The following is a 19,099-nucleotide window of genomic DNA, read 5'->3' on the forward strand; positions in this document are numbered from 1 at the left end:
TTCGGCGAAATCGCTGGAAAATAGGTGTTACCTCAAATACTACGTACATGTATCATTTCCTTACCGCACGACCGGCGCACCGTGGCGCCCGGCGCTCGACCGAGCAACGCGCGGTAGGACGAGGAGTACCGATGAAGCTACTTCGCCGGGCTGCGCGGCGACCGGAGGTCGATCCCGGCAAGGTCGCCCTGCATGCCCGCAACGTGACCTTCGACTGGTCCGATGTCGATCTGCAGTGGATGTCGGCCGAGCCGTACGCATCACACCTGATCAGCGCGCTGAACATGTTGTTGCCCGAGGGTGAGCGCATGTTCATCGTGACCTATCGCGAGGCGCTGGCCTACGTGAAGGACGAGAAGCTGCGCGAGGACATGCTCGGTTTCATCGGGCAGGAATCGATGCACGCCGAGACCCACGAGAAGGTCCTGCGCGACGTGCTCACCGCCAACGGCATCGACGCGGGCCCCTATGTGCGGCAGATGGAATACCTGTTCCGCAAGACGCTGGGCCCGCGCGGCGGTGACGACCGCGCCGGACGGCAGATGCTGATCGAACGGCTCGCGTTCATCGCCTGCCTCGAGCATTTCTTCGCCTGGCTCGGCGACTGGGTGATCAACGCCGACCTGGAGAAGTTCGGCGCCGACCCGCGCATGGCCGACCTGTTCCGCTGGCACGGCGCCGAGGAGGTCGAGCACCGCAACGTCGCCCATGATGTCGCCGAGTACTTCGGCGTCGGCTACGTGCGCCGCTGCGCCTCGATGATGCTGGTGTTCCCGATCTTCATCGCGCTGTTGGTGCGTGGGGCGAAGTTCCTGGTGCAGCAGGATCCGCAGCTGCCCGACCACGGGTACCCGCGGGTGATCGCCTCGGTCCTGGGCGCGATGTGGCGCGGCGCGTTGCCGGGCATCCCGTCGCTGCTGATCAGCGCGCTGTCGACCTTCCAACCCGGCTATAGCCCGGAGAACGTCGGCTCGACCGCGCAGGCCGTCGCCTATCTCGCGCAGTCGCCCGCGGCGCGAGCGGCGGCCTCATGACCGTGCGCGACGTGCCGCGGGCACTACCCGGCGACCTCTACGGCAAGCATCGCCACGATCCCGGCACCCGGGTACTCGACGCGATCGCCACCGCCCGGCTGCGCTGGAGCGCCCTGGTCAATCGTCGTGACCTGCGCCCGCGCGTCGACGATCGCCGATTCCCGGTGGTCGTGACCGAGCGCCGGATCGTGGCGCACGACCAGGACGTGGTGAGCCTGCGCCTGGAGGCGCCGGACGGCCGGGTGCTGCCCGCGTGGCGCCCGGGCGCGCACCTGGACCTCGAGCTCCCCTCCGGCCTGCTGCGCCAGTACTCGCTGTGCGGCGACCCCGCCGACGACCGCGCCTACCGGATCGCGGTGCGCCGTATCCCCGACGGCGGCGGTGGTTCGCGCGAGGTGCACGACGAACTGCCGGTGGGCACCCGATTCGTGGTGCGCGGCCCGCGCAACGCCTTCCCGTTCGCGGTGCCCGGCCACGGCTCGCCCGCCCGGCGGCTGCACTTCGTCGCCGGTGGCATCGGCATCACGCCGATCCTGCCGATGGCGCGGCTCGCGCATCGGCTCGGTGTGCCGTGGACGATGGTCTACACCGGGCGCTCCCGCGACACCATCCCGTTCCTGGCCGAGCTGGAGAGCTTCGGCGCGCACGTGATCGTGCGCACCGACGACGAGCACGGCCTGCCCGACGCGGCGGCATTGCTGCCCGAGGTCGGGGCGGGCACGGCGGTCTACGCCTGCGGCCCCACCCCGATGACCTCGGCGATCGTCGCCGCCGTGCGGACCATGCCCGACGTGGAACTGCACTTCGAGCGGTTCTCACCGCCGCCGATCGTCGACGGCACCGCCTTCGAGATCGAATTCGCCTCCACCGGCGCCGTGATCGAGGTGCCCGCCGACCGCAGCGCGCTCGACGCCATCCTCGAATCCCGCCCCGACCAGCCCTACTCGTGCCGGCAGGGCTTCTGCCGCACCTGCGTCGTGCGGGTGCTCTCGGGCGAGCCCGACCATCGGGAGAACACCCTCTCCGATGCCGACCATGCCGCGGGCGAGCTGCTCGCCTGCGTATCCCGTTCGCACGGTGAGCGATTGGTGCTCGACCTGTGAGTTCGATTCCAGGACAAGGAGTCCGAAGAGATATGTCTGTCGACACCACACAGGCCGCGAACCGGCGCACCGTTCGCAACGGCGAGTTCGACCTCGCCGTGTTCGAGTACGGCGATCCCGTGGCCGACACCGTCGTGCTCGTGCACGGCTGGCCCGACACCCATCACCTGTGGGACAAGGTGATTCCTCGTCTCGCGCAGCGCTTCCACGTCGTCGCCTACGACACCCGCGGCCACGGCGAGTCCACCCGCACCCAGCGCACCGCCGACTTCCGGCTCGACGAACTCTCCCGCGACTTCTACTCGGTCATCGACGCGGTCAGCCCCGACCGCCCCGTGCACGTGCTCGCCCACGACTGGGGTTCGGTGCAGGTGTGGGAGGCGGTGTGCGAGCCGCGGGCGGCCGAGCGGATCGCCTCGTTCACCTCGGTGTCCGGCCCGAACCTCGATCACCTGGCCGCCTGGGTGCGCGACCGGCTCTCGCGGCCGACCCCGCGCAATATCTGGCAGCCGGTGACCCAGGCGTTGTCCTCGGCCTACACCGCGTTCTTCATGACCCCGGTGCTGCCACGTGCCACCTTCACCGCCATCGGCACCGAGAAGGTGTGGCAGCGGGCTGTCGCGCTGATGAACGACACCGCGCCCGCCAATGTCGTGCTCGGACCCACGTTCCGGCGCGACATGGTCGACGGCCTGCTCATCTACCGCGCGAACATCGTGCAGCGCATGCTGTCGCCGCGCGAGCGCCGCACCGAGGTACCGGTGCAGCTGATCGTGGCCGGTCGCGACGTCGCGGTGCGCCCCGCCGGCTACGACGATTCCGGCAAGTGGACCGACCGACTGTGGCGTCGCGACGTGCCCGCTGGGCACTGGATGCCGTTCTCGCACCCCGAGCTGCTGGCCACCGCCACCACGGAACTGATCGACGCGCTCGCCGGCGGCGACGTGCCGCGCGGCCTCGCGCGCGCCGAAGTGGGCCGCGCCGGTAAGGAATTCGACCACAAGCTGGTGGTGATCACCGGTGGCGGCAGCGGTATCGGCCGCGAGACCGCGCTGGCCTTCGCCCGGCTCGGCGCCGAAGTCGTGGTCTCGGACGTGAACGAGAACGCCGCCAAAGAGACCGCCGAGCTCGTCATCACCGAAGGCGGTGTCGCGCACGCCTATGCGCTGGATGTCTCGGACGAGGCCGCGGTGCGCGAGCACGCCGACGAGGTGATCGCCGCGCACGGCGTGCCCGACATCCTGATCAACAACGCCGGCGTGGGCCAGGCGGGCGGGTTCCTCGACACACCGTCGGCGGAATTCGACCGGGTCCTGCGGATCAACCTGGGCGGCGTCGTGAACGGCTGCCGTGCCTTCGGCGCGGCGATGGCCGAGCGCGGCCTGGGCGGGCACATCGTGAACCTGTCCAGCATGGCCGCCTACAGCCCACAGCGGGACATGGCCGCCTATGCCACCAGCAAGTCGGCGGTGTTCATGTTCTCCGACTGCTTGCGCGCCGAGCTGGCCGACCGCGGCATCTCGGTCTCGACCGTGTGCCCGGGCATCGTGCACACCAATATCGTGGCCACCACCCGCATTTCGGGTGTCTCCGCCGAGGACGAGGCGGCCACCCAGCGCAAGTTCGACAAGCTCTACGAGCGGCGCGGCTACACCCCCGACAAGGTCGCGGCGCAGATCGTGAAGGCGGTGCGCGGCGGCCGCGACATCGTGCCGGTGACGCCGGAATCGTGGGTGCAGTACCGGATCAACCGGCTCGCGCCCGGCGCGGTGCGGTTCGCGGCCCGCCGGATGAAGCTGGTCTGACGCGCGGTCACGCCCGGCGCAGTCGCTCCGTCACGGCGGCGACGTGCCGGGCGTCCACGCCCCACGGCTGGTCGACGCCGACCTGCCGGTCGAGATCCCACAGCACGCACTGTTCGTCCGGCTCCGCCACCAGCGACCAGGCCACCACGGTGCGGCCGAGCTGGTCGAGCATCGACCCGTGCTCGGGCGCGCTGTCGCCCGCGCCGTCGGGGAAGTGGTGCAGGAACCGGCCGTAGGCCGCGGTGCAGAACCGCGCGTACTGCTGGGTGCAGAGGATGAAACCGTGCCAGGCTTCGTCGACCGCGTGCGAGGGCATGCCGATCACCTGGTCGTCGCGCATCGCCGCGCCGCAACAGCGCAACCATTGGCGCAGACCGGTTTCCACCAGTTCGCGCGGCTGCCAGGGACAGGTCTTGAAGATCGCGTCGGGGAAACGCAGGTCGGCGACCGTGCGGTCGACCGCGGCGAGGTCGACCGGTCGCGGACCGCGTCGGAGAAACGAGAGCGCCACGAATTCACTGTAAGCCCCCTGGGTGGTCGCCCGTAGGCGCTGCTGAGGGCGGATACGGCGGCTAACCTGCAGACATGGTTGTCATGCTGTTGATCGTGCTCGCGTTCTCGGTGGTCGGTGTCGCGGTGCTGGTCACGGCGATCGTGGTCCTGGTTCGTAAGCTGAGTCCGCCGCGCGGCCACCAGGCGTACGGCGATCAGAGCTGGCTGGCCGGGTCGGAGGGGAGCTACGGTTCTTCGACGGGGCGGCCGAGCCCCACGGTCCGGGACCGAGCTGTGGGGGTGGTTCGACCAGCGGTTGCGGCGGGGGGAGTAGCGCCGGTTGCTCCGGGGGCAGCAACAGCGGGTGCGGTGGCGGGTCGAGCAGCAGTAGCTGTAGCGGCGGTTCGAGTAGCAGCTGTGGTGGTGGCTCGAGTAGTAGTTGCGGCGGCGGTTCGTGATCTTGTGATCCGGCCGAGACGGTCGTCGATGTCGACGGCGGCGCGTTCCTCGGATATGGGCCCGCGGCAGGTGATTTCGCTCACGTCGACGCCGATGCGGCCGCCGCCCGCAGGGTCACGGTGATCGGTCTGGTCGACGTCGTCGCCGGCGACATGACCGGGTAGCCATCGCCCGGCGCGCACCCACCGAGGTCGCCGCACGCAGGGTGGAAGTGGTGATCGGTCAGACGTTTCCGATCCAGCGGGCCGAGCGCGCGCACGCGGTCATCGAGGCCCGATCGGCACTCGGCCGAACCCTGTTGACGATCGGCGCGTCATTGTAACTTAGACTGCGCCGCAACGGAATACGCTATAAGTTCATACTGTGCAGGGAATAATTGTTATAGCAGTGATAGCAGCGGTGCTCTTGTTGGTCATCGGTGTGATCAAGCTAGCCAGCAACCCCGGGGGCAAGATCGAGCGGCGCGACATCGAGCAGCGGGCGCACGTGCAGCGTCAGAAGGCCGAAAAGGCTTAGCTGGGTTCAGTTCTCGGGTTCAGTACCACCACGGCGATCGGTCGCCGCGTCTTCGTCTGATAGGCGCGGTACCGGTCGCCGTTGACTGAATTCACCAGTTCCCACCGCCGGGCGTAGTCCGGATCGCCCGGGTAGGTCGCCCGCGCGGTCACCGCGATCTTGCGGGTCCCCACCTGGATCTCGCAGTCCGGCTGCGCCTTCACATTCGCCAGCCACCCCGGCGGCCGCGGCGACCCACCGTTCGACGCGGTCACCAGAAAATCCGCCCCGTCCGCGGCGTAGGTCAACGCCGACGTGCGCGCCTGCCCGGTCTTACGCCCCACCGTCCGCAACAACAGCGTCGGATTCCCGAACAACAACCGATGCCCCACCAGCCCACCGCTGTGCTCGTACACCCACTGATGCCCCGCCAGAACCCGCACGAAAAGACCACCCATACCCCCATCCTCGTCCGTCCCGCCGACCCCCGCGACCCGGCTCGCCGAGTGGTCGACGTCGCACCCCAGCGGGTACCATGCGACTCGCCCGCGGACACCCGCGGCCAGGGGCGGTAGCTCAGTCGGTTAGAGCCGCGGACTCATAATCCGCTGGTCGTGGGTTCGAGCCCCACCCGCCCCACTTTTATCCCTTGACCTGCGGTTCTGTGTGCGCGAGGGGTCGAACTCGCGGGGTGTGCGCGGCGAGCGCGTCGATCAACGCGCTGTGCAACGGGAGCCATTCGGTCAGCCCAGCGACGGCGACGACGCGGGCGACCACCGAGGGCCCTGGATCGACGACGCTGACGACCACGCCATGGGCGGCGGCTCGCTGGGCGCGGGCGGCCAGATCCAGCACCGACCGGCATGCCATGAATTCGATGTCGCTGAGGTCGACGACCAGGTGCCCGTCCTCGGCGGCGCGGTCGACGGCGGTGTCGATCATGCGATGCCAGCGGTCGAGGGTGCAGGCGTCGATTTCGCCGTGCACGTGCAGGATGACCACGGTGCTGCGGGACTCGACTTCGGCGTGCAGGCGCCGGCAGACGTCGGCGGGCTCGCCGGCGACCGCGGGGAACAGGTCCTCGTCGTGGCGGTACGGGTTGCTCATCGGACCTGCCTCCTCGGCGGAACCTGCAGGCCCGACGCTAACCGGTCGGCGCGCGTTTGTCCCCGGTCGTGACGCAGCTGATGCCGAGGAGGAACTCGTTCGTTTTCAGGGCTCCCCGAGGCGCCGGCCCGCCGACATCGCGTGAACGGGGCCGGGATTCAGCCGAGCTGGTCGTCGGACGGCCACAGCGCGCGCAGGGGGCGCAGCCCCTCTTCGACGTAGTCGGCGATGGGGCGGTCGCCGCCGTCGAGGTACCACTGTTCGAGGGCGGCGAAATAGCCGAAGGTCAAGGCGTTGGTGGCTACGCGGGCCTGGGTTTCGGTGAACTGTCCGGTCGAGGCGATGAGGGGGAGGAGTCGTCGGCTGGTGCGGTCGGCGGAGGCGCAGGCGGCCATGCGGACCGAGGGCTCGGTGAAGTGGTAGCGGACGCGACGCCAGGGGCCTTTGTCGGCCGGGGTGGGTTCGGCGCCGGTGGATTCGTCGGCGCGGACCGAGCGGAGCAGGCTCTCGATGGGGTTGCGGGGGTCGACCAGGTCGGCGATCTCCGCCTCGCTCATGGTGTCGAACTCGTCGGCGACGATGATCCCTTCCTTCGTGCCGAACAGGCGGTAGACCGTCGACGGTGAGACCTCGGCGGCCGCCGCGATCTCGTCGATCGTGACCGCGCCGAAGCCCTTCTCGTCGAAGAGATCCAGTGCGCGTTCCTGGATGGTGTGCATGGCCTTGAGCCGCCACCGCTCGCGAAGTCCGGTCATGCGAGCAGGTTAGCAATAGCTACTCGTTTCAGAGAGTGACTTGCTACAGACATTGACTGTCTGAAATCCCTTGCCTACAGTCACTTGCTAGAGACAGTGACTTTCTCAAACGGCATGAGGATCATGCGTTAGGTCTCTGACCAGTGCTGATGTCGCCCGTCGTATGAGGAGAAGGGGAGAGCGATGACCACCACCGGCCTTGTCGAGGTGAGGGAGGCGTCCACTCCGCCGCCGGACACCGGGCTCGCGGGGCAGAGCCTCACGGCCCTGCTGCGTCCCCAGATCGGGAAATTCGCGGCCGTGATCGTCCTGCAGATCGTCGGTGCGGTCGCGGGTCTGGCGCCGCTGCTCGCCGTGGTCGAGTTGGGGCGCACGTTGTTGTCCTCCGGCCCGGTCGACCACGGTCATGTGTGGCTCGTGGTCGCCCTGGGGGCGGCGGGGTTGTTCGTCCGGCTGGTCTTCACCGCCGCGTCCTCCGGGCTCGGACACCTCCTCGACGGCGCCGTGCAGCTGTCGTTCCGGCGGCAGCTCGCCGCCCATCTCGGGCGGGTGCCGATCGGCTGGTTCTCCCGGCGCGGCACCGGCGAGCTGGCGAAGGTGGTCGGTGAGGATGTGAGCGCGGTGCATCCGTTCATCGCCCACGCGCCCGGCGAGTTGGTGTCGGCGTTCGTGGTGCCGCTGGTGTCGCTGGTCTATCTGGTGACCGTCGACTGGCGGCTGACTCTGATCACGCTGATCCCGGTGCTGCTGGCGATCGCGTTGGTCCCGTTGATGATGACGCGGACCAGACAGCGCGAGCAGGCCGAGTTCGACGCGGCGATGGGCCGAATCGCCGACGCCGTCGTGGAGTTCGTGCAGGGGATCGCCGAGGTCAAGGCATTCGGCGGCGGCGACCGGGCACATCGCCGATTCCGTTCGGCGGTGGACGATTTCGCCGACACCTTCCTGCACTGGGCGCGCGGGCTCTCGCCGATCGCGGCCGGGATGCAGCTGGCGTTGTCACCGCCGTTCGTGCTGCTGGTCGTGCTGGTGGGCGGTGCCCTGCTGATCACGACGGGCGGAATGGTCCCCGCCGATCTCCTGCCGTTCCTGCTGCTCGGCCTCGGATTGACCGCTCCGGTCGCGGCTCTGGGCCACGGATTCGACGATCTGCAGGCCGCGGGCCGCGCGGTCGGCCGGATCCGGGACGTTCTCGATGTCGCACCGCTGCCCGAGCCGGTCGTGCCGGTCGAGCCACGCGGGCATCGAGTCGAGTTGCGCGGCGTCCGGTTCGGCTACGACACCGACCGCGAGGTACTGCGCGGGATCGATCTGGTGCTGGAGCCGGGTACGGTCACCGCCCTCGTCGGGCCGTCGGGCAGCGGCAAATCCACTCTCGTGCAGTTACTTCCGCGATTCTTCGATCCGACGGACGGCACGATCACGCTCGGCGGCGTCGACCTGCGCGAGATCGCCAGTCACCGGCTGTATCGCGCGGTGTCGTTCGTCTTCCAGGATGTGCGATTGCTGCGCGCGTCGGTGGCCGACAATATCGCGCTGGCCGTGCCGCACGCCGATCACGAGCGGGTGGTCCGCGCCGCCCGGCTCGCGGGCATCCACGACCGGATCACCGAGCTCCCGCGCGGATACGACACGGTGCTCGGCGTGGAGGCCGGGCTGTCCGGTGGCGAGGCGCAACGTCTCGCGCTGGCCCGCGCGCTGTTGGCCGATACCCCGATCCTGGTGCTCGACGAGGCCACGGCCTTCGCGGATCCACAGACCGAACTGGCTGTGCGGCAAGCACTGTCGAGCCTGCGAAACGATCGGACCATCCTGGTCATCGCGCACCGCTGGGAGACGATCGCCGATGCCGACACCGTCGTCATGGTGGAGGACGGCGTGATCGTCGAGCGCGGCGCACCCGCGCGACTCCTGGCAGGCCACGGCAGGTTCGCCGCGTTCCGGCGATCCCACGGAGGAGTCGAATGATGATCCGGACCCTGTTGCGTGTGCTCGGCCATCAGTACGCCGGCCCGGTACGCCGCACCGTCGCGCTGATGACGGCCACCGCGATCCTCGAAGGGCTGTCGTATGCCCTGCTGGTCCCGGTCCTGCGGGAACTGTTCGGGGACAACCCGAGTGGCGCCCGGCCGTGGCTGATCGCGTTCGGGATCGCGGTCGCGGTCTACGGTGCGCTGCGCTATCTCAGCGACCTCGCCGGTTTCCGCGCCGGAACCACCCTGCTGCGCGGCACCTATCACCGGCTCGGCGACCATCTGGCCCGGCTACCGCTCGGCTGGTACGGCCCCGATCGGGTCGGCGAGGTGTCGGTGCTCGCCAGTCGCGGTGTGCTGGAAGCGATGAGCGTGATCGCGCATCTGCTCGCGCCGTTCGTCGGCGCGGTGGTGACGCCGCTGACGATCGTCGTCGTGATGCTCGCGTTCAACTGGCAACTGGGGCTGGCGGCCCTGGTCGCCGTTCCGGTGGTAGCGGTGATCCAGGGATGGACTGGTCGAGCGATGGCCGCCGCCGACGCCGAACGCCACGATCGTGACCACGAGGCCGCCGGCCGGGTGATCGAATACCTGCAGGCCCAGCCGGTTCTGCGCGCCGGTGGCCGCACCACCGAACGTTTCGGTCTGCTCGACGACGCGCTGCGCGGACTCCAGCGTGCCGCCCGCCGATCCGCGCACTCGGCCCTGCCCGGCATCGTCGGCCTGACGCTGGCCGTGCAGGTCGTGTTCACCGTGCTGCTCGCCCTCGGCACCGCCCTCGCGCTGGGCGGGCAGGTCGGCGCGGCCGAGCTGCTGGCGATCCTCGTCCTGGCGGCCCGGTGCGCGGAACCGCTGCTGTCGCTGGCGGACATCGGCGGCCGATTGCGCAGCGCGCGAGCCCAGCTCACTCGGCTGGACGATCTGCTGCGCACGGAACCACTGCCCGAACCCGACCAACCCACCGCACCGGATCGCCACGACCTGGAGTTCGACTCCGTCACCTTCCGGCACGGCGACCGCACCGTCCTCGACGACCTCTCCCTGACCGTGCCCGCGGGACAACGGTTCGCGATCGTCGGTCCCTCCGGCGCGGGCAAGAGCACCCTGCTCCAACTGCTCGCGCGGTTCCACGATGTGGACGCCGGGGCCGTCCGGATCGGCGGGGTCGACGTTCGCGAGATCGACACCGCCACCCTGATGTCGCGCATCGCCATCGTCTTCCAGCACGTCTACCTCTTCGACGGCACCATCGAGGACAACATCCGCCTCGGCCGCCCCGACGCCACCGACGCCGAGGTCCGCGCGGCGGCGACGGCCGCCCGTCTGGACGAGGTGATCGAGCGCCTGCCCGGGGGCTGGTCCGCCGCCGTCGGCGAGGGCGGCGCATTGCTCTCGGGCGGTGAGCGTCAACGGGTTTCGATCGCCCGCGCCCTGCTGAGGGACGCGCCCATCGTCCTGCTGGACGAGGTCACCTCCGCCCTGGACCCCGTGAACGAAGCCGCCGTGCACCAGGGCATCGAACATCTGATGGCGGGCCGAACGGTGGTGCTGGTGGCGCACCGGCTACGCACCGTCCGCAGCGCCGACCGCGTCGTGTTCGTCGACCGTGGACGCATCGTAGAGGCAGGCACCCACCGTGAGCTGCTGGAACGAGGCGGCCGCTACGCCGGCTTCTGGCGCATCACCGCGACACCACCGCTGAATACCTGACCGGCACAGCCCTTTTCACCCAGAATCCCCCCAACAGAAAGTCCATTGTGCTCACCACCCCGCTGTTGTTGCTCGTCCCCGCTCTCGTATTCCGCGTGCTCGGCGCCGTCGGCGTGCGCCGGTTCGCCACCTGGCGCGTGGCATTCGCGCACGGTCTGGCCGTGATGCTCGTCTTCACGGGCATCGCGCACTTCCTCCCCGATTCGGTCGAGGCGATGCCCAGCCGTGACGATCTGGCTGCCATGGTTCCGGGGTTCGTTCCGTTCCCGGAGGCGATGGTCCTGCTGACCGGCGTACTGGAGCTGCTCGGCGCGGCCGGGCTGGTCTTCGCCCGCACCCGCCGCTACGCCGGGCTCGGTCTCGCGGTGCTGTTCGTGCTGATGCTCCCGGCGAATGTGCACGCGGCCGTCTCGGACATTCCGCTGAACGGCAAGCCGGCCACGCCGCTGTGGTTCCGGGTTCCCGAGCAGCTCGTGTTCATCGCGATCGCGGTGTGGGCGGCCGGGGTGCGGCTGTCCGACCGGCGCGGCGCGACCGTCCCGGGGTAGCGGACCGTCGGCCCCGATGACCTACCGCGGTCTCCGGGGCCGATCTCGGCGGGCGGTCACCGGTGCCCGGCAGGTGCCGCGTCGGTGTCGGTGCGGTCCCGCAGCAGTTGGGCGCGCTGGTCACCCTTGGCCCAGGTATGGGTGCCCGGCTTGCGCGCCTCGGTGGCCAGTTGCTTGATGGTGTGGGCGCACACGAACTCCTTCAGCGTCGCGCCGGGGCGGCCGCCGAGGTGGTACCACCTGGCGGCATCGTCCTTGTCGGCGAACTGGAAGACGCCCGCGTGGCGGCCGAGGCTGAGGCACTGACCCGCGAAGCCCAGATCGATCGGGTCGGGCCGGTCGCCGGCGATCCGGTGCAGGATCGTGTCGGCGGCGTGCGCGCCCAGCGGACCCGCGGCCTGGCAGCTCATCCGGAACGGCAGGTTCGACGGCGCCGCCGAATCGCCCGCCGCGACGATCCGCTCGTCGTCGATGCTGGTCAAGGTCTCGTCGGTGAGCAGGCGGCCGACGGCGTCGGTGCGCAGGCCGCTGCGGGTCGCCAGGTCGGGGACCCCGAAACCGGCGGTCCAGATGGTGACGGCGCTGCGCAGGAGATGACCGCCGCTGAGTCGCACGGCGTCCTCGGTCACCTCGACGACCTTCGCGTCCGGACCTTCGAGAATCGTCACGCCGAGCGCGGTCAGCCGCTTGGTGACCGCGCGCCGACCGCGCGCGTGCAGGTACGGGCCGAGCACATCACCGCAGATGAGGGTCACGGCGCGACCCGACTCCGCCAGCTCGGCGGCGGTCTCGATCCCGGTCGGGCCCGCGCCGACGACCGTCACCGTGGCCGTCGGTGCTGCTGCGTCGAGCACCGGCGCCAGCCGCTGCGCCTGTTCCAAACTCGCGATCGGATAGGCGAATTCGGCCGCGCCGGGCACGCGAGGGGCCGCGCTGCCGCTGCCCACCGCGTAGATCAGATAGTCGTAGCCGATCGTGTCGCCGCCCGCCAGCGCCACAGTGCGTCCGGCCGCGTCGATCCCGGTCACCGCATCGACCACCAGCCGCACACCCGGAGCGAGCACCTCGCTGTACTCGGTGACCGCGTCATCGGTCCCACCCACGAGCTGATGCAACCGAATCCGCTCGACGAACCGCGCCCGCGGATTCACCACCGTCACCGCCACCCCGGCCCGCTGCGTCAGCCGATTGGCCGCCATCACACCCGCGTATCCGCCACCGACCACGACCACATCGATCTTCTCGCTCATCGGTCTCTCCTTCACTCGAGGGCTTCGGGCATAAGACGCAGCCGGGCCGCCCGATGTGACAGGTCGTGACTCAGGTCACTGCGGAACCACCGCGGCCTGGTCACCTGACGGTTCGGTTCGGTGGGGCGACGGTGTCCAAGATCGCGGCGATCTGCGCTGCGTGCAGGCCTACGCCCAGATGGCTGGTCTCGACGGTGTGCACGGTGAACGGGTTGTGCGGGGTCAGGGCGTCGGCTTCGGCGATCATCCGGTCTTGCATGTCCAGGGGGATCGCTCGGTCCTGGGACAGGCGAATATAGGTGCGGGGGATCTGGCCCCAGGTGGCGGCCTGAACGCGACTGTCGGCGGTGAGGACCTGAGCCGAGTCGGCCGGTTCGAGCATGTTGAGGCAGGCGCGGAACTGGTCATCGGTGGCATCGGCCATCAGACCCTGCTTCAGCGCGGCGAGCAGGCCAGGATCGGCGGAGCGCCAATTGACCATCGTCTCGGCGACGCCGTGGTGTCCCAGAGCTGCCAAATAGGCGGCGACGCTGGGCAATTCCACGCAGCACCATGCCGAGACATAGACGATTCCGGCCAGGAGTTCCGGCGCTGCGTTCCCGACGCCGGAGATCGTCGCACCGCCACCGCTGGTGCCGACCAGAACCACAGGTCCGTGTTCGTGGACTCGGCGCACCGCGTCGATGACATGGGTGACGTTGTCTTCCAGCGTGATCGATGCCAAGGGGGAAGGCTGCGATGCGAAGGCGTCGAGATCCTGGGGCGCTTGGTAAGCGAGTGGGAAATGGGCGTCGAGGCCGTGTCCGGGGAGATCGACCGCCAGTGCGCGGTGTCCGAGCAGCGCGAGTTCCCGCAGTAAGGCAGACCAGGAGGCAGCGTTGCCGTGCGCACCGTGGACGAGGACGAACGTCGGTCGAACCTCCGGGCTGGATCGAGGGGCGAATCGGGCTTCTTCGAGTTCGGGCACGTCGTCGACGGTAGTCTCGCGCAAATGGCGGGCACGGAAAGCCGGGTTCGGTCGCCCGTCTACCTCCTGGGTGCCGCGGATTCAGGTGCGTGAGCTCGCGAGTAGTTCGCGGCATCGTCGGATGACGAGTTCGGTCTGGTCGTCGGCGGTGATGTCGTAGGCGCCGAACCCGCCCCATGGCGCCGACGCCGCTGGGGTGGTTGTGCGCGGTGGTGTTCCGGGGCGGGCGTGCTGACGGCGGCGCGACGGCCGAACAGGCGGTCGGCGCCGCGTGGTTGCTGGTCGGCTTCGCCGGATTGCTGTTGCAGAACGCCACTTTCACGGTGATCGTCGCGATCCGCTACGCGCTGGGAATCGCGCCCGACGCCGGGGCGCTGTGGGCGCTCCATGATGCGGTGCTCGCGCTCAACGGCACATTCCCGGCGCTGGCGCTGGTCGGCCTGACCCTCGCCGGACGACTCGGCGGCCTCGTGCCGCGATGGCACGGCGTGATCGGGGTCCTCACCGCCGCACTGCGATTCACTGCCGCGACCATCGCACCGGTGGTCACGACGGGAAGGTGCCGCTCGGTCCGATCGGCTTGTCCGGTCGGCTGCTGTGGGCGATCCGGTTCGCCGCGTACGGCGTGACGCTGCTGCGGAATTCATCGTCCGGTCGAGCGCCGGACCAGCGCGGCATGACTTTTGTCATCGGTTGCCCGTGCAGGACTCATCGCCAATCGGTGATCGCGCTTACTACTGGGGAGGGCCCGCATGGCCGACCGTGGAGAGTGTGAGAAAGGGGCACACGATGAACGACATCGTCATCTCCGCACGCGGGCTGCGCCGCACCTACGGTCGCGGTGCGCAGGCGTTCGAGGCGGTCGCCGGGGTAGATCTCGACATCGTCGAGGGGGAGGTCTTCGCGCTGCTCGGTACCAACGGCGCGGGCAAGACCTCGACGCTGGACATGCTGGAGGGGCTCGCCGCACCGACGGCGGGCCGGGTCGAGGTGTTCGGACTCGACCCGCTCCGGCATCGCGATCAGGTGCGCCCGCAGGTCGGGATCATGCTGCAATCCGGGGGACTGCCCGCGGAGCTGACCGTCGCCGAGACGCTGGAGATGTGGCGCGGGACCTGCAGCGATCCGACCACCGTCGACACCGTGCTCACCCAGGTCGGGCTGGTCGATCGCGCCGCGGTGCGGGTCGGCTCGCTCTCGGGCGGGGAGCAGCGCCGCGTCGACCTGGCCTGCGCGCTGCTCGGTCGGCCGCGACTGCTGTTCCTGGACGAGCCGACCACCGGCCTGGACCCCGAAAGCCGCCGCGCGACATGGCGATTGCTCGCCGATCTGAAAGCGGCCGGGGTCACGATGGTGCTCACCACGCACTATCTCGACGAGGCCGAGTCGCTGGCCGACCGCATCGTGATCATGGACAAGGGCGCGGTCGCGCGGCACGGGACATTGCGCGAGATCGTCGACGGTCATCCGGCGCGGATCGTCTTCGACCATCCCGGACTGCCGGTGCCGCCACTGCGCGGCGCGCGGATCGAGGCGCGCGAGCGCATCACCGTTACCACCGACGACCTCCAGGGGCACCTGTTCGCACTGCTGGCCTGGGCGCGCGAGACCGGTGTGCGACTGGCGGGGCTCGAAGCCCGCGCCGCCTCCCTCGAATCGGTCTTCCTCGACATCGCGGGCGACCACGACACCCACTCGCCCGCCACCGCACTGATCGGAGCCCGACGATGACCACCGCCACCGCGTCCCGCGTCCGCCGCCCGCTCGCCGCCCTCGCCGCGGCGGAGTGGCTGCAGTTCCGGCGCAACAAGACCCTCGTCTACCTGGCGACGCTGTTCCCGATCGGGATTCCGCTGGCCACCTACTTCCTCGCCCGCAGGGACACCGCGCCCACCGCCTCGATGGCCGCGGTGGCGATCGAGATGCTCGCGTTGATGGCGCTGGTGTTCGTCCAGTACTACTCGGTGCTGTCGATGGTGACGACCCGGCGCGGCGAGGGCGTCCTGAAACGACTGCGCACCGGCGAGGCCGCCGACTGGCAGATCCAGTCCGCCCCCGCGGTTCCCGGAGTGCTGGTGACCCTGGCGTGCGCGGTCGCCGTCACCGCCGTCGTCTACGGCAGCGGGGCACCCGCACCGGCCAATCCGGTGCTGATGATCGCCGCGCTCCTCGGCGGGATCGTGGTGTTCGCGCTGCTGGCGCTGGCGACCAGCGCGGTCACCAAGAACGCCGAGGCCGCCCAGATCACCTCGCTGCCGGTGATGCTGCTCGCCATGCTGGGGCTCGCCTCGATCCGCAACGTCCTGCCCGACCGGCTGGCCGCGCTCGCCGACTGGACGCCGTTCGCCGCCGTCTCCGACCTGGTGTTCCTCGGCGCGTCCGGCAAGACCGCGACGGCCGCGGAAGCCGACCCGGTGCTGAGCACCGCCGGGACCTTCGCCGCGTCGGGCACCGCTTTTGCGACACTGGCGATATGGACCGTCTTGGCACTCGCGCTGACCCGCAAGAGCTTCCGCTGGGACGATCGGGGGTGAGGCGCTGGACCGCCTGGTGGCATGAGCTGTCGAGCGCGGCCAAGTTCCGGTTGTACTCGCGGCTCACCTTCCAAGCGGCCATCGTCGGGCTGGTCATCGCGTTGATGACCAGCGCGAGCTCGGTGGCCGCGATGCCCGCGATCCTCGTCGGCGGCATCGCGGCCGTCGTCGCGGTCGAGGCGCAACCGGACTTCGCGACGGTGGCCGGGGTGGTCACACGGCCGTGGCTGCTGCAGGCCGCCACCGCGACGCTGGCCGTGCTGTGGGTCGGCGGCGCGGTGATCTCGCAGCTGGCGACCGCCGAGTCGGCCGTCGCTGTCGCTCGCCTGACCGGAGTGTCCGCGGCGGTGCTCGTGATGTTCGCGGTCGTGCCGTTCACCCGGCACAAGTGGTGGCTCATGGTCGGTCTGAGTCTCGTCACCGGGCTGGTCTTCGCGCCGTCGCTGGAGGGTGGAGTACGGACCGCGGTGACGCTGCTGATCATCGGGATCTTCGCCGTCGGGATGACCTTGCTGACGGTGTGGGCCCTCGGCATCATCGACGAACTCGACCGCGCCAAACTCGTCGAGGCAGAGCTCCAGGTCGCTGAGGAACGCCTGCGGTTCGCGCGCGACCTGCACGATGTGGTCGGGCGCGGGTTCTCCGCGATCGCGGTGAAAAGCGAACTTGCCGTCGCGCTGTCGCGTGCCGGTGACCACGAGCGGGCCGTGGTGGAGATGGAAGCGGTGCGCGGACTCGCGGTCGAGTCGATGGGGCAGATGCGCACCCTGGTACGGGGCTACCGCAATATCGATCTGCGCGGCGAAGTGGCCGGGGCGCGGTCGCTGCTGTCGGCGGTGGGCTGTGCACTCGTCGTCGAGGGTGACGCGGCCGCGGTGCCCCAGCGATTCCACGACGTCGCGGCGTGGGTGGTCCGCGAGGGCACGACGAATATCGTCGAGCACTCGGCGGCGACCGCCGCGACGCTGGCGCTCGGCGGCGCTGGCATGTCGCTGCGCAACGACCGGCCGCACACCACCATCGGCGAGCGGTCCGGACTGCGCGGCCTGGCCGAACGACTCGCCGCCGTCGACGCGACGCTCGACATCACCGCCACCGCCACCGAGTTCACCCTCGAAATCCACTGGGAGAAGCTGTGATTCCGGTCTACCTCGCCGACGACGAGACCCTCATTCGTGCCGCGCTGGCGACGATGCTCGATCTGGAGACCGACCTCGAGGTCATCGCGCACGTGGGTTCCGGAACCGAACTCGTCGATCTGTGGCGGCGGCGGGCCGAGGCGGCCGAACCGATGGCGGTGGCCGTCATCGACCTGCAGATGCCGGGGATCGACGGCGTCGACACCGCCGTCGAGTTGCAGCGGATCACCCCGGGCGCGGGCACGCTGATCGTCACCAGCCACGGCAGGCCGGGCTATCTCAAACGTGCGCTCGCCGCCGGTGTTCGCGGCTTCCTGCCCAAGACGACGTCAGCGGCGACGCTGGCCGAGGTGATCCGCACCGTCCACCGGGGCGGCCGCTACGTCGACCCGGAACTGGCCGCCGAGGCCATCAGCGCCGGCGACACCGTCCTCACCGCGCGCGAAGCCGACGTCCTCGAATTCGCCGCCGACGGCTCCTCCGTCGACGACATCGCCCGCCGCGCGCATCTGTCCCCCGGTACCACCCGCAACTACCTGTCCTCGGCGATGAGCAAACTCGGCGTCTCCAACCGCTACGAAGCCGCCCTCAAGGCAAGGGAAAAGGGCTGGATCTAGCACGCGCCCATGGTCGATGCCGTCGCCGCTCGACCCGAAACCCGTGCCTGTGGCTGGCACGATGAGCGGTATGCGTTTCACTGTGCCGACCATCGTGTCGATGATGGCGGCGGTCCTGCTGACCGGATGTTCTCTGTATGCGCAAGGTCCCGATCAAGCCGAGCGCAACCGCTGGTCGCAGGTGATCGCGAAGGCCGTCGAGGCCCTTCCCGGGGTGGCCGACGCGTCACATCGGTTCGCGTATAACCCGTACGGTGACAATTCGTACTACACCTCCAAGCTCGACGTGCGGCTCGACGACGAGGCCACCCCAGCCGAGGCGGCCTCCGTCGTCCGGGTCATGGGCGCTCAGCAACTGCCGCCGCACTATCGAGGCGACTCGACCATGGTCAAGATCCGCCGGATGACCGACTCCTATTTCGGGAGCTGGCGTTTCGGGCGGGACGTGGACGTGGAAGCGAACGCGGCAAACACCTGGACCCGAGTGTCATCCGCCGAAACCGGTGCGGAGATTCACTGGGCCACCCACGGCTTCGAAGCCACCGGCGACGCGGACGGGTTGACCGAATCCATCAGTGTCCGAGCGGGCTCCGAGGCCGAACCGCAGCGTGCCACCGCGGCGATGCGCCGAATCATCCAGGAATTCCCGGAACTGGCATCCAACGACTGGACAGTGTCCCCCGTTCATGGGAGAGCATGTCCGAGTACTGCTCGAGACTGGAACCCAGTCTGATCCATTCGGACCGCCGGACCCGCTTCCCCACCCACGGCGAACTCGAATTGTGGGAGTGGTTCCTGACCGATCAACCCACCCCGGCCATCGTCGAGCTGTCGGTCTTCGACCCGCCCGACACAGCGGGACGCACCTTGGGCGTCAAGGTATTCCCGCCTGTCACACAGAAATTCGACGCCGCGCAGGTGACGGAACTCGCCGAAAGGCATCTTCCGCACCTGGCCCGGCCCGGTGCTGTGGTCGACTACACGATTTTCGCGCGCAACGGCCCCGGTTTCGCGGTCCTGGTCGGCGGCTGCCCGTCATCCGGGCGCGAGGTCTCACCGGAGTCGGAACACTTCGCGCGTCTCTATGAACGCTGCTAGTTCCGTGCCCGGA

19 protein-coding genes and 1 tRNA gene are annotated in these 19,099 nt (G+C 69.5%); 14 read left to right on the forward strand and 6 right to left on the reverse strand.

The features are described 5' to 3' along the window. Positions 1–131 precede the first annotated feature (131 nt). The 3 genes from NV348_RS26515 to NV348_RS26525 are packed head-to-tail and all read left to right on the forward strand — an operon-like array spanning position 132 to position 3,942. Positions 132–1,034, forward strand: a complete 903-nt coding sequence (locus NV348_RS26515) for a metal-dependent hydrolase (RefSeq protein WP_447149274.1) — start codon at positions 132–134, stop codon at positions 1,032–1,034. Next, the gene (locus NV348_RS26520) at positions 1,031–2,137 is read left to right on the forward strand and encodes a PDR/VanB family oxidoreductase (RefSeq protein ID WP_447149275.1); all 1,107 of its coding nucleotides are present in this window, start codon (positions 1,031–1,033) and stop codon (positions 2,135–2,137) included. Before NV348_RS26515 ends, NV348_RS26520 begins: the two co-directional genes overlap by 4 nt. A 32-nt stretch (positions 2,138–2,169) precedes the next feature. Further along, positions 2,170–3,942 (forward strand): SDR family oxidoreductase, encoded by a 1,773-nt coding sequence (locus NV348_RS26525; RefSeq protein WP_447149276.1) that lies wholly within the window; start codon positions 2,170–2,172, stop codon positions 3,940–3,942. A gap of 7 nt (positions 3,943–3,949) precedes the next feature. On the opposite strand, the gene NV348_RS26530 is transcribed toward NV348_RS26525, so the two are convergent. Further along, complete coding sequence (locus NV348_RS26530; protein WP_447149277.1) at positions 3,950–4,453, reverse strand: UCP032817 domain-containing protein; 504 nt, start codon at positions 4,451–4,453, stop codon at positions 3,950–3,952. A gap of 952 nt (positions 4,454–5,405) precedes the next feature. Then, complete coding sequence (locus NV348_RS26535) at positions 5,406–5,846, reverse strand: nitroreductase family deazaflavin-dependent oxidoreductase (RefSeq protein WP_447149278.1); 441 nt, start codon at positions 5,844–5,846, stop codon at positions 5,406–5,408. 107 nt (positions 5,847–5,953) lie between these two features. Here NV348_RS26535 and NV348_RS26540 point away from each other — a divergent pair. Further along, positions 5,954–6,027, forward strand: a tRNA-Ile gene (locus NV348_RS26540). 3 nt (positions 6,028–6,030) lie between these two features. On the opposite strand, the gene NV348_RS26545 is transcribed toward NV348_RS26540, so the two are convergent. Both NV348_RS26545 and NV348_RS26550 read right to left on the reverse strand, forming a co-directional pair. Further along, entirely contained in the window at positions 6,031–6,495 is a 465-nt protein-coding gene (locus tag NV348_RS26545; protein WP_447149279.1) for an anti-sigma factor antagonist, read from the reverse strand. A gap of 158 nt (positions 6,496–6,653) precedes the next feature. Beyond that, positions 6,654–7,250: a TetR/AcrR family transcriptional regulator gene (locus NV348_RS26550; protein ID WP_447149280.1), complete on the reverse strand. Its 597-nt coding sequence runs from the start codon at positions 7,248–7,250 to the stop codon at positions 6,654–6,656. 183 nt (positions 7,251–7,433) lie between these two features. On the opposite strand from NV348_RS26550, the gene NV348_RS26555 reads away from it, so the two are divergent. From NV348_RS26555 to NV348_RS26565, 3 genes are read left to right on the forward strand one after another with little or no spacing between them, the layout of a single operon-like run. Further along, positions 7,434–9,218, forward strand: coding sequence for an ABC transporter ATP-binding protein (locus NV348_RS26555; protein WP_447149281.1), 1,785 nt, complete (start codon positions 7,434–7,436; stop codon positions 9,216–9,218). Next, positions 9,218–10,933, forward strand: coding sequence for an ABC transporter ATP-binding protein (locus NV348_RS26560; RefSeq protein WP_447151146.1), 1,716 nt, complete (start codon positions 9,218–9,220; stop codon positions 10,931–10,933). Before NV348_RS26555 ends, NV348_RS26560 begins: the two co-directional genes overlap by 1 nt. Positions 10,934–10,980: 47 nt before the next feature. Beyond that, positions 10,981–11,481 (forward strand): DoxX family protein, encoded by a 501-nt coding sequence (locus NV348_RS26565; protein ID WP_447149282.1) that lies wholly within the window; start codon positions 10,981–10,983, stop codon positions 11,479–11,481. Between the two features lie 56 nt (positions 11,482–11,537). Here NV348_RS26565 and NV348_RS26570 read toward each other — a convergent pair whose 3' ends face one another. After that, positions 11,538–12,731: an NAD(P)/FAD-dependent oxidoreductase gene (locus NV348_RS26570; RefSeq protein ID WP_447149283.1), complete on the reverse strand. Its 1,194-nt coding sequence runs from the start codon at positions 12,729–12,731 to the stop codon at positions 11,538–11,540. A gap of 100 nt (positions 12,732–12,831) precedes the next feature. Continuing rightward, on the reverse strand, positions 12,832–13,698 hold the full coding sequence (locus NV348_RS26575) for an alpha/beta hydrolase (RefSeq protein ID WP_447149284.1): 867 nt from the start codon (positions 13,696–13,698) through the stop codon (positions 12,832–12,834). 176 nt (positions 13,699–13,874) lie between these two features. Between NV348_RS26575 and NV348_RS26580 the strand changes: the two genes are divergently transcribed. The 7 genes from NV348_RS26580 to NV348_RS26610 all read left to right on the forward strand — a co-directional run bounded on the left by NV348_RS26580 (position 13,875) and on the right by NV348_RS26610 (position 19,086). Next, positions 13,875–14,327, forward strand: a complete 453-nt coding sequence (locus NV348_RS26580; RefSeq protein ID WP_447149285.1) for a hypothetical protein — start codon at positions 13,875–13,877, stop codon at positions 14,325–14,327. A gap of 160 nt (positions 14,328–14,487) precedes the next feature. Next, positions 14,488–15,429, forward strand: a complete 942-nt coding sequence (locus tag NV348_RS26585) for an ABC transporter ATP-binding protein (protein ID WP_447149286.1) — start codon at positions 14,488–14,490, stop codon at positions 15,427–15,429. After that, positions 15,426–16,232, forward strand: a complete 807-nt coding sequence (locus NV348_RS26590) for an ABC transporter permease (protein ID WP_447149287.1) — start codon at positions 15,426–15,428, stop codon at positions 16,230–16,232. The genes NV348_RS26585 and NV348_RS26590 overlap by 4 nt, the downstream gene beginning before the upstream one ends. After that, positions 16,229–17,371: a sensor histidine kinase gene (locus NV348_RS26595; RefSeq protein ID WP_447149288.1), complete on the forward strand. Its 1,143-nt coding sequence runs from the start codon at positions 16,229–16,231 to the stop codon at positions 17,369–17,371. The genes NV348_RS26590 and NV348_RS26595 overlap by 4 nt, the downstream gene beginning before the upstream one ends. Continuing rightward, positions 17,368–17,988 (forward strand): response regulator transcription factor, encoded by a 621-nt coding sequence (locus NV348_RS26600; RefSeq protein WP_447149289.1) that lies wholly within the window; start codon positions 17,368–17,370, stop codon positions 17,986–17,988. The genes NV348_RS26595 and NV348_RS26600 overlap by 4 nt, the downstream gene beginning before the upstream one ends. 82 nt (positions 17,989–18,070) lie before the next feature. After that, positions 18,071–18,721, forward strand: a complete 651-nt coding sequence (locus NV348_RS26605) for a hypothetical protein (protein ID WP_447149290.1) — start codon at positions 18,071–18,073, stop codon at positions 18,719–18,721. Then, entirely contained in the window at positions 18,685–19,086 is a 402-nt protein-coding gene (locus NV348_RS26610) for a hypothetical protein (protein WP_447149291.1), read from the forward strand. Before NV348_RS26605 ends, NV348_RS26610 begins: the two co-directional genes overlap by 37 nt. Positions 19,087–19,099 lie beyond the last annotated feature (13 nt).

It is taken from the genome of Nocardia fodinahabitans (genome assembly GCF_052983615.1).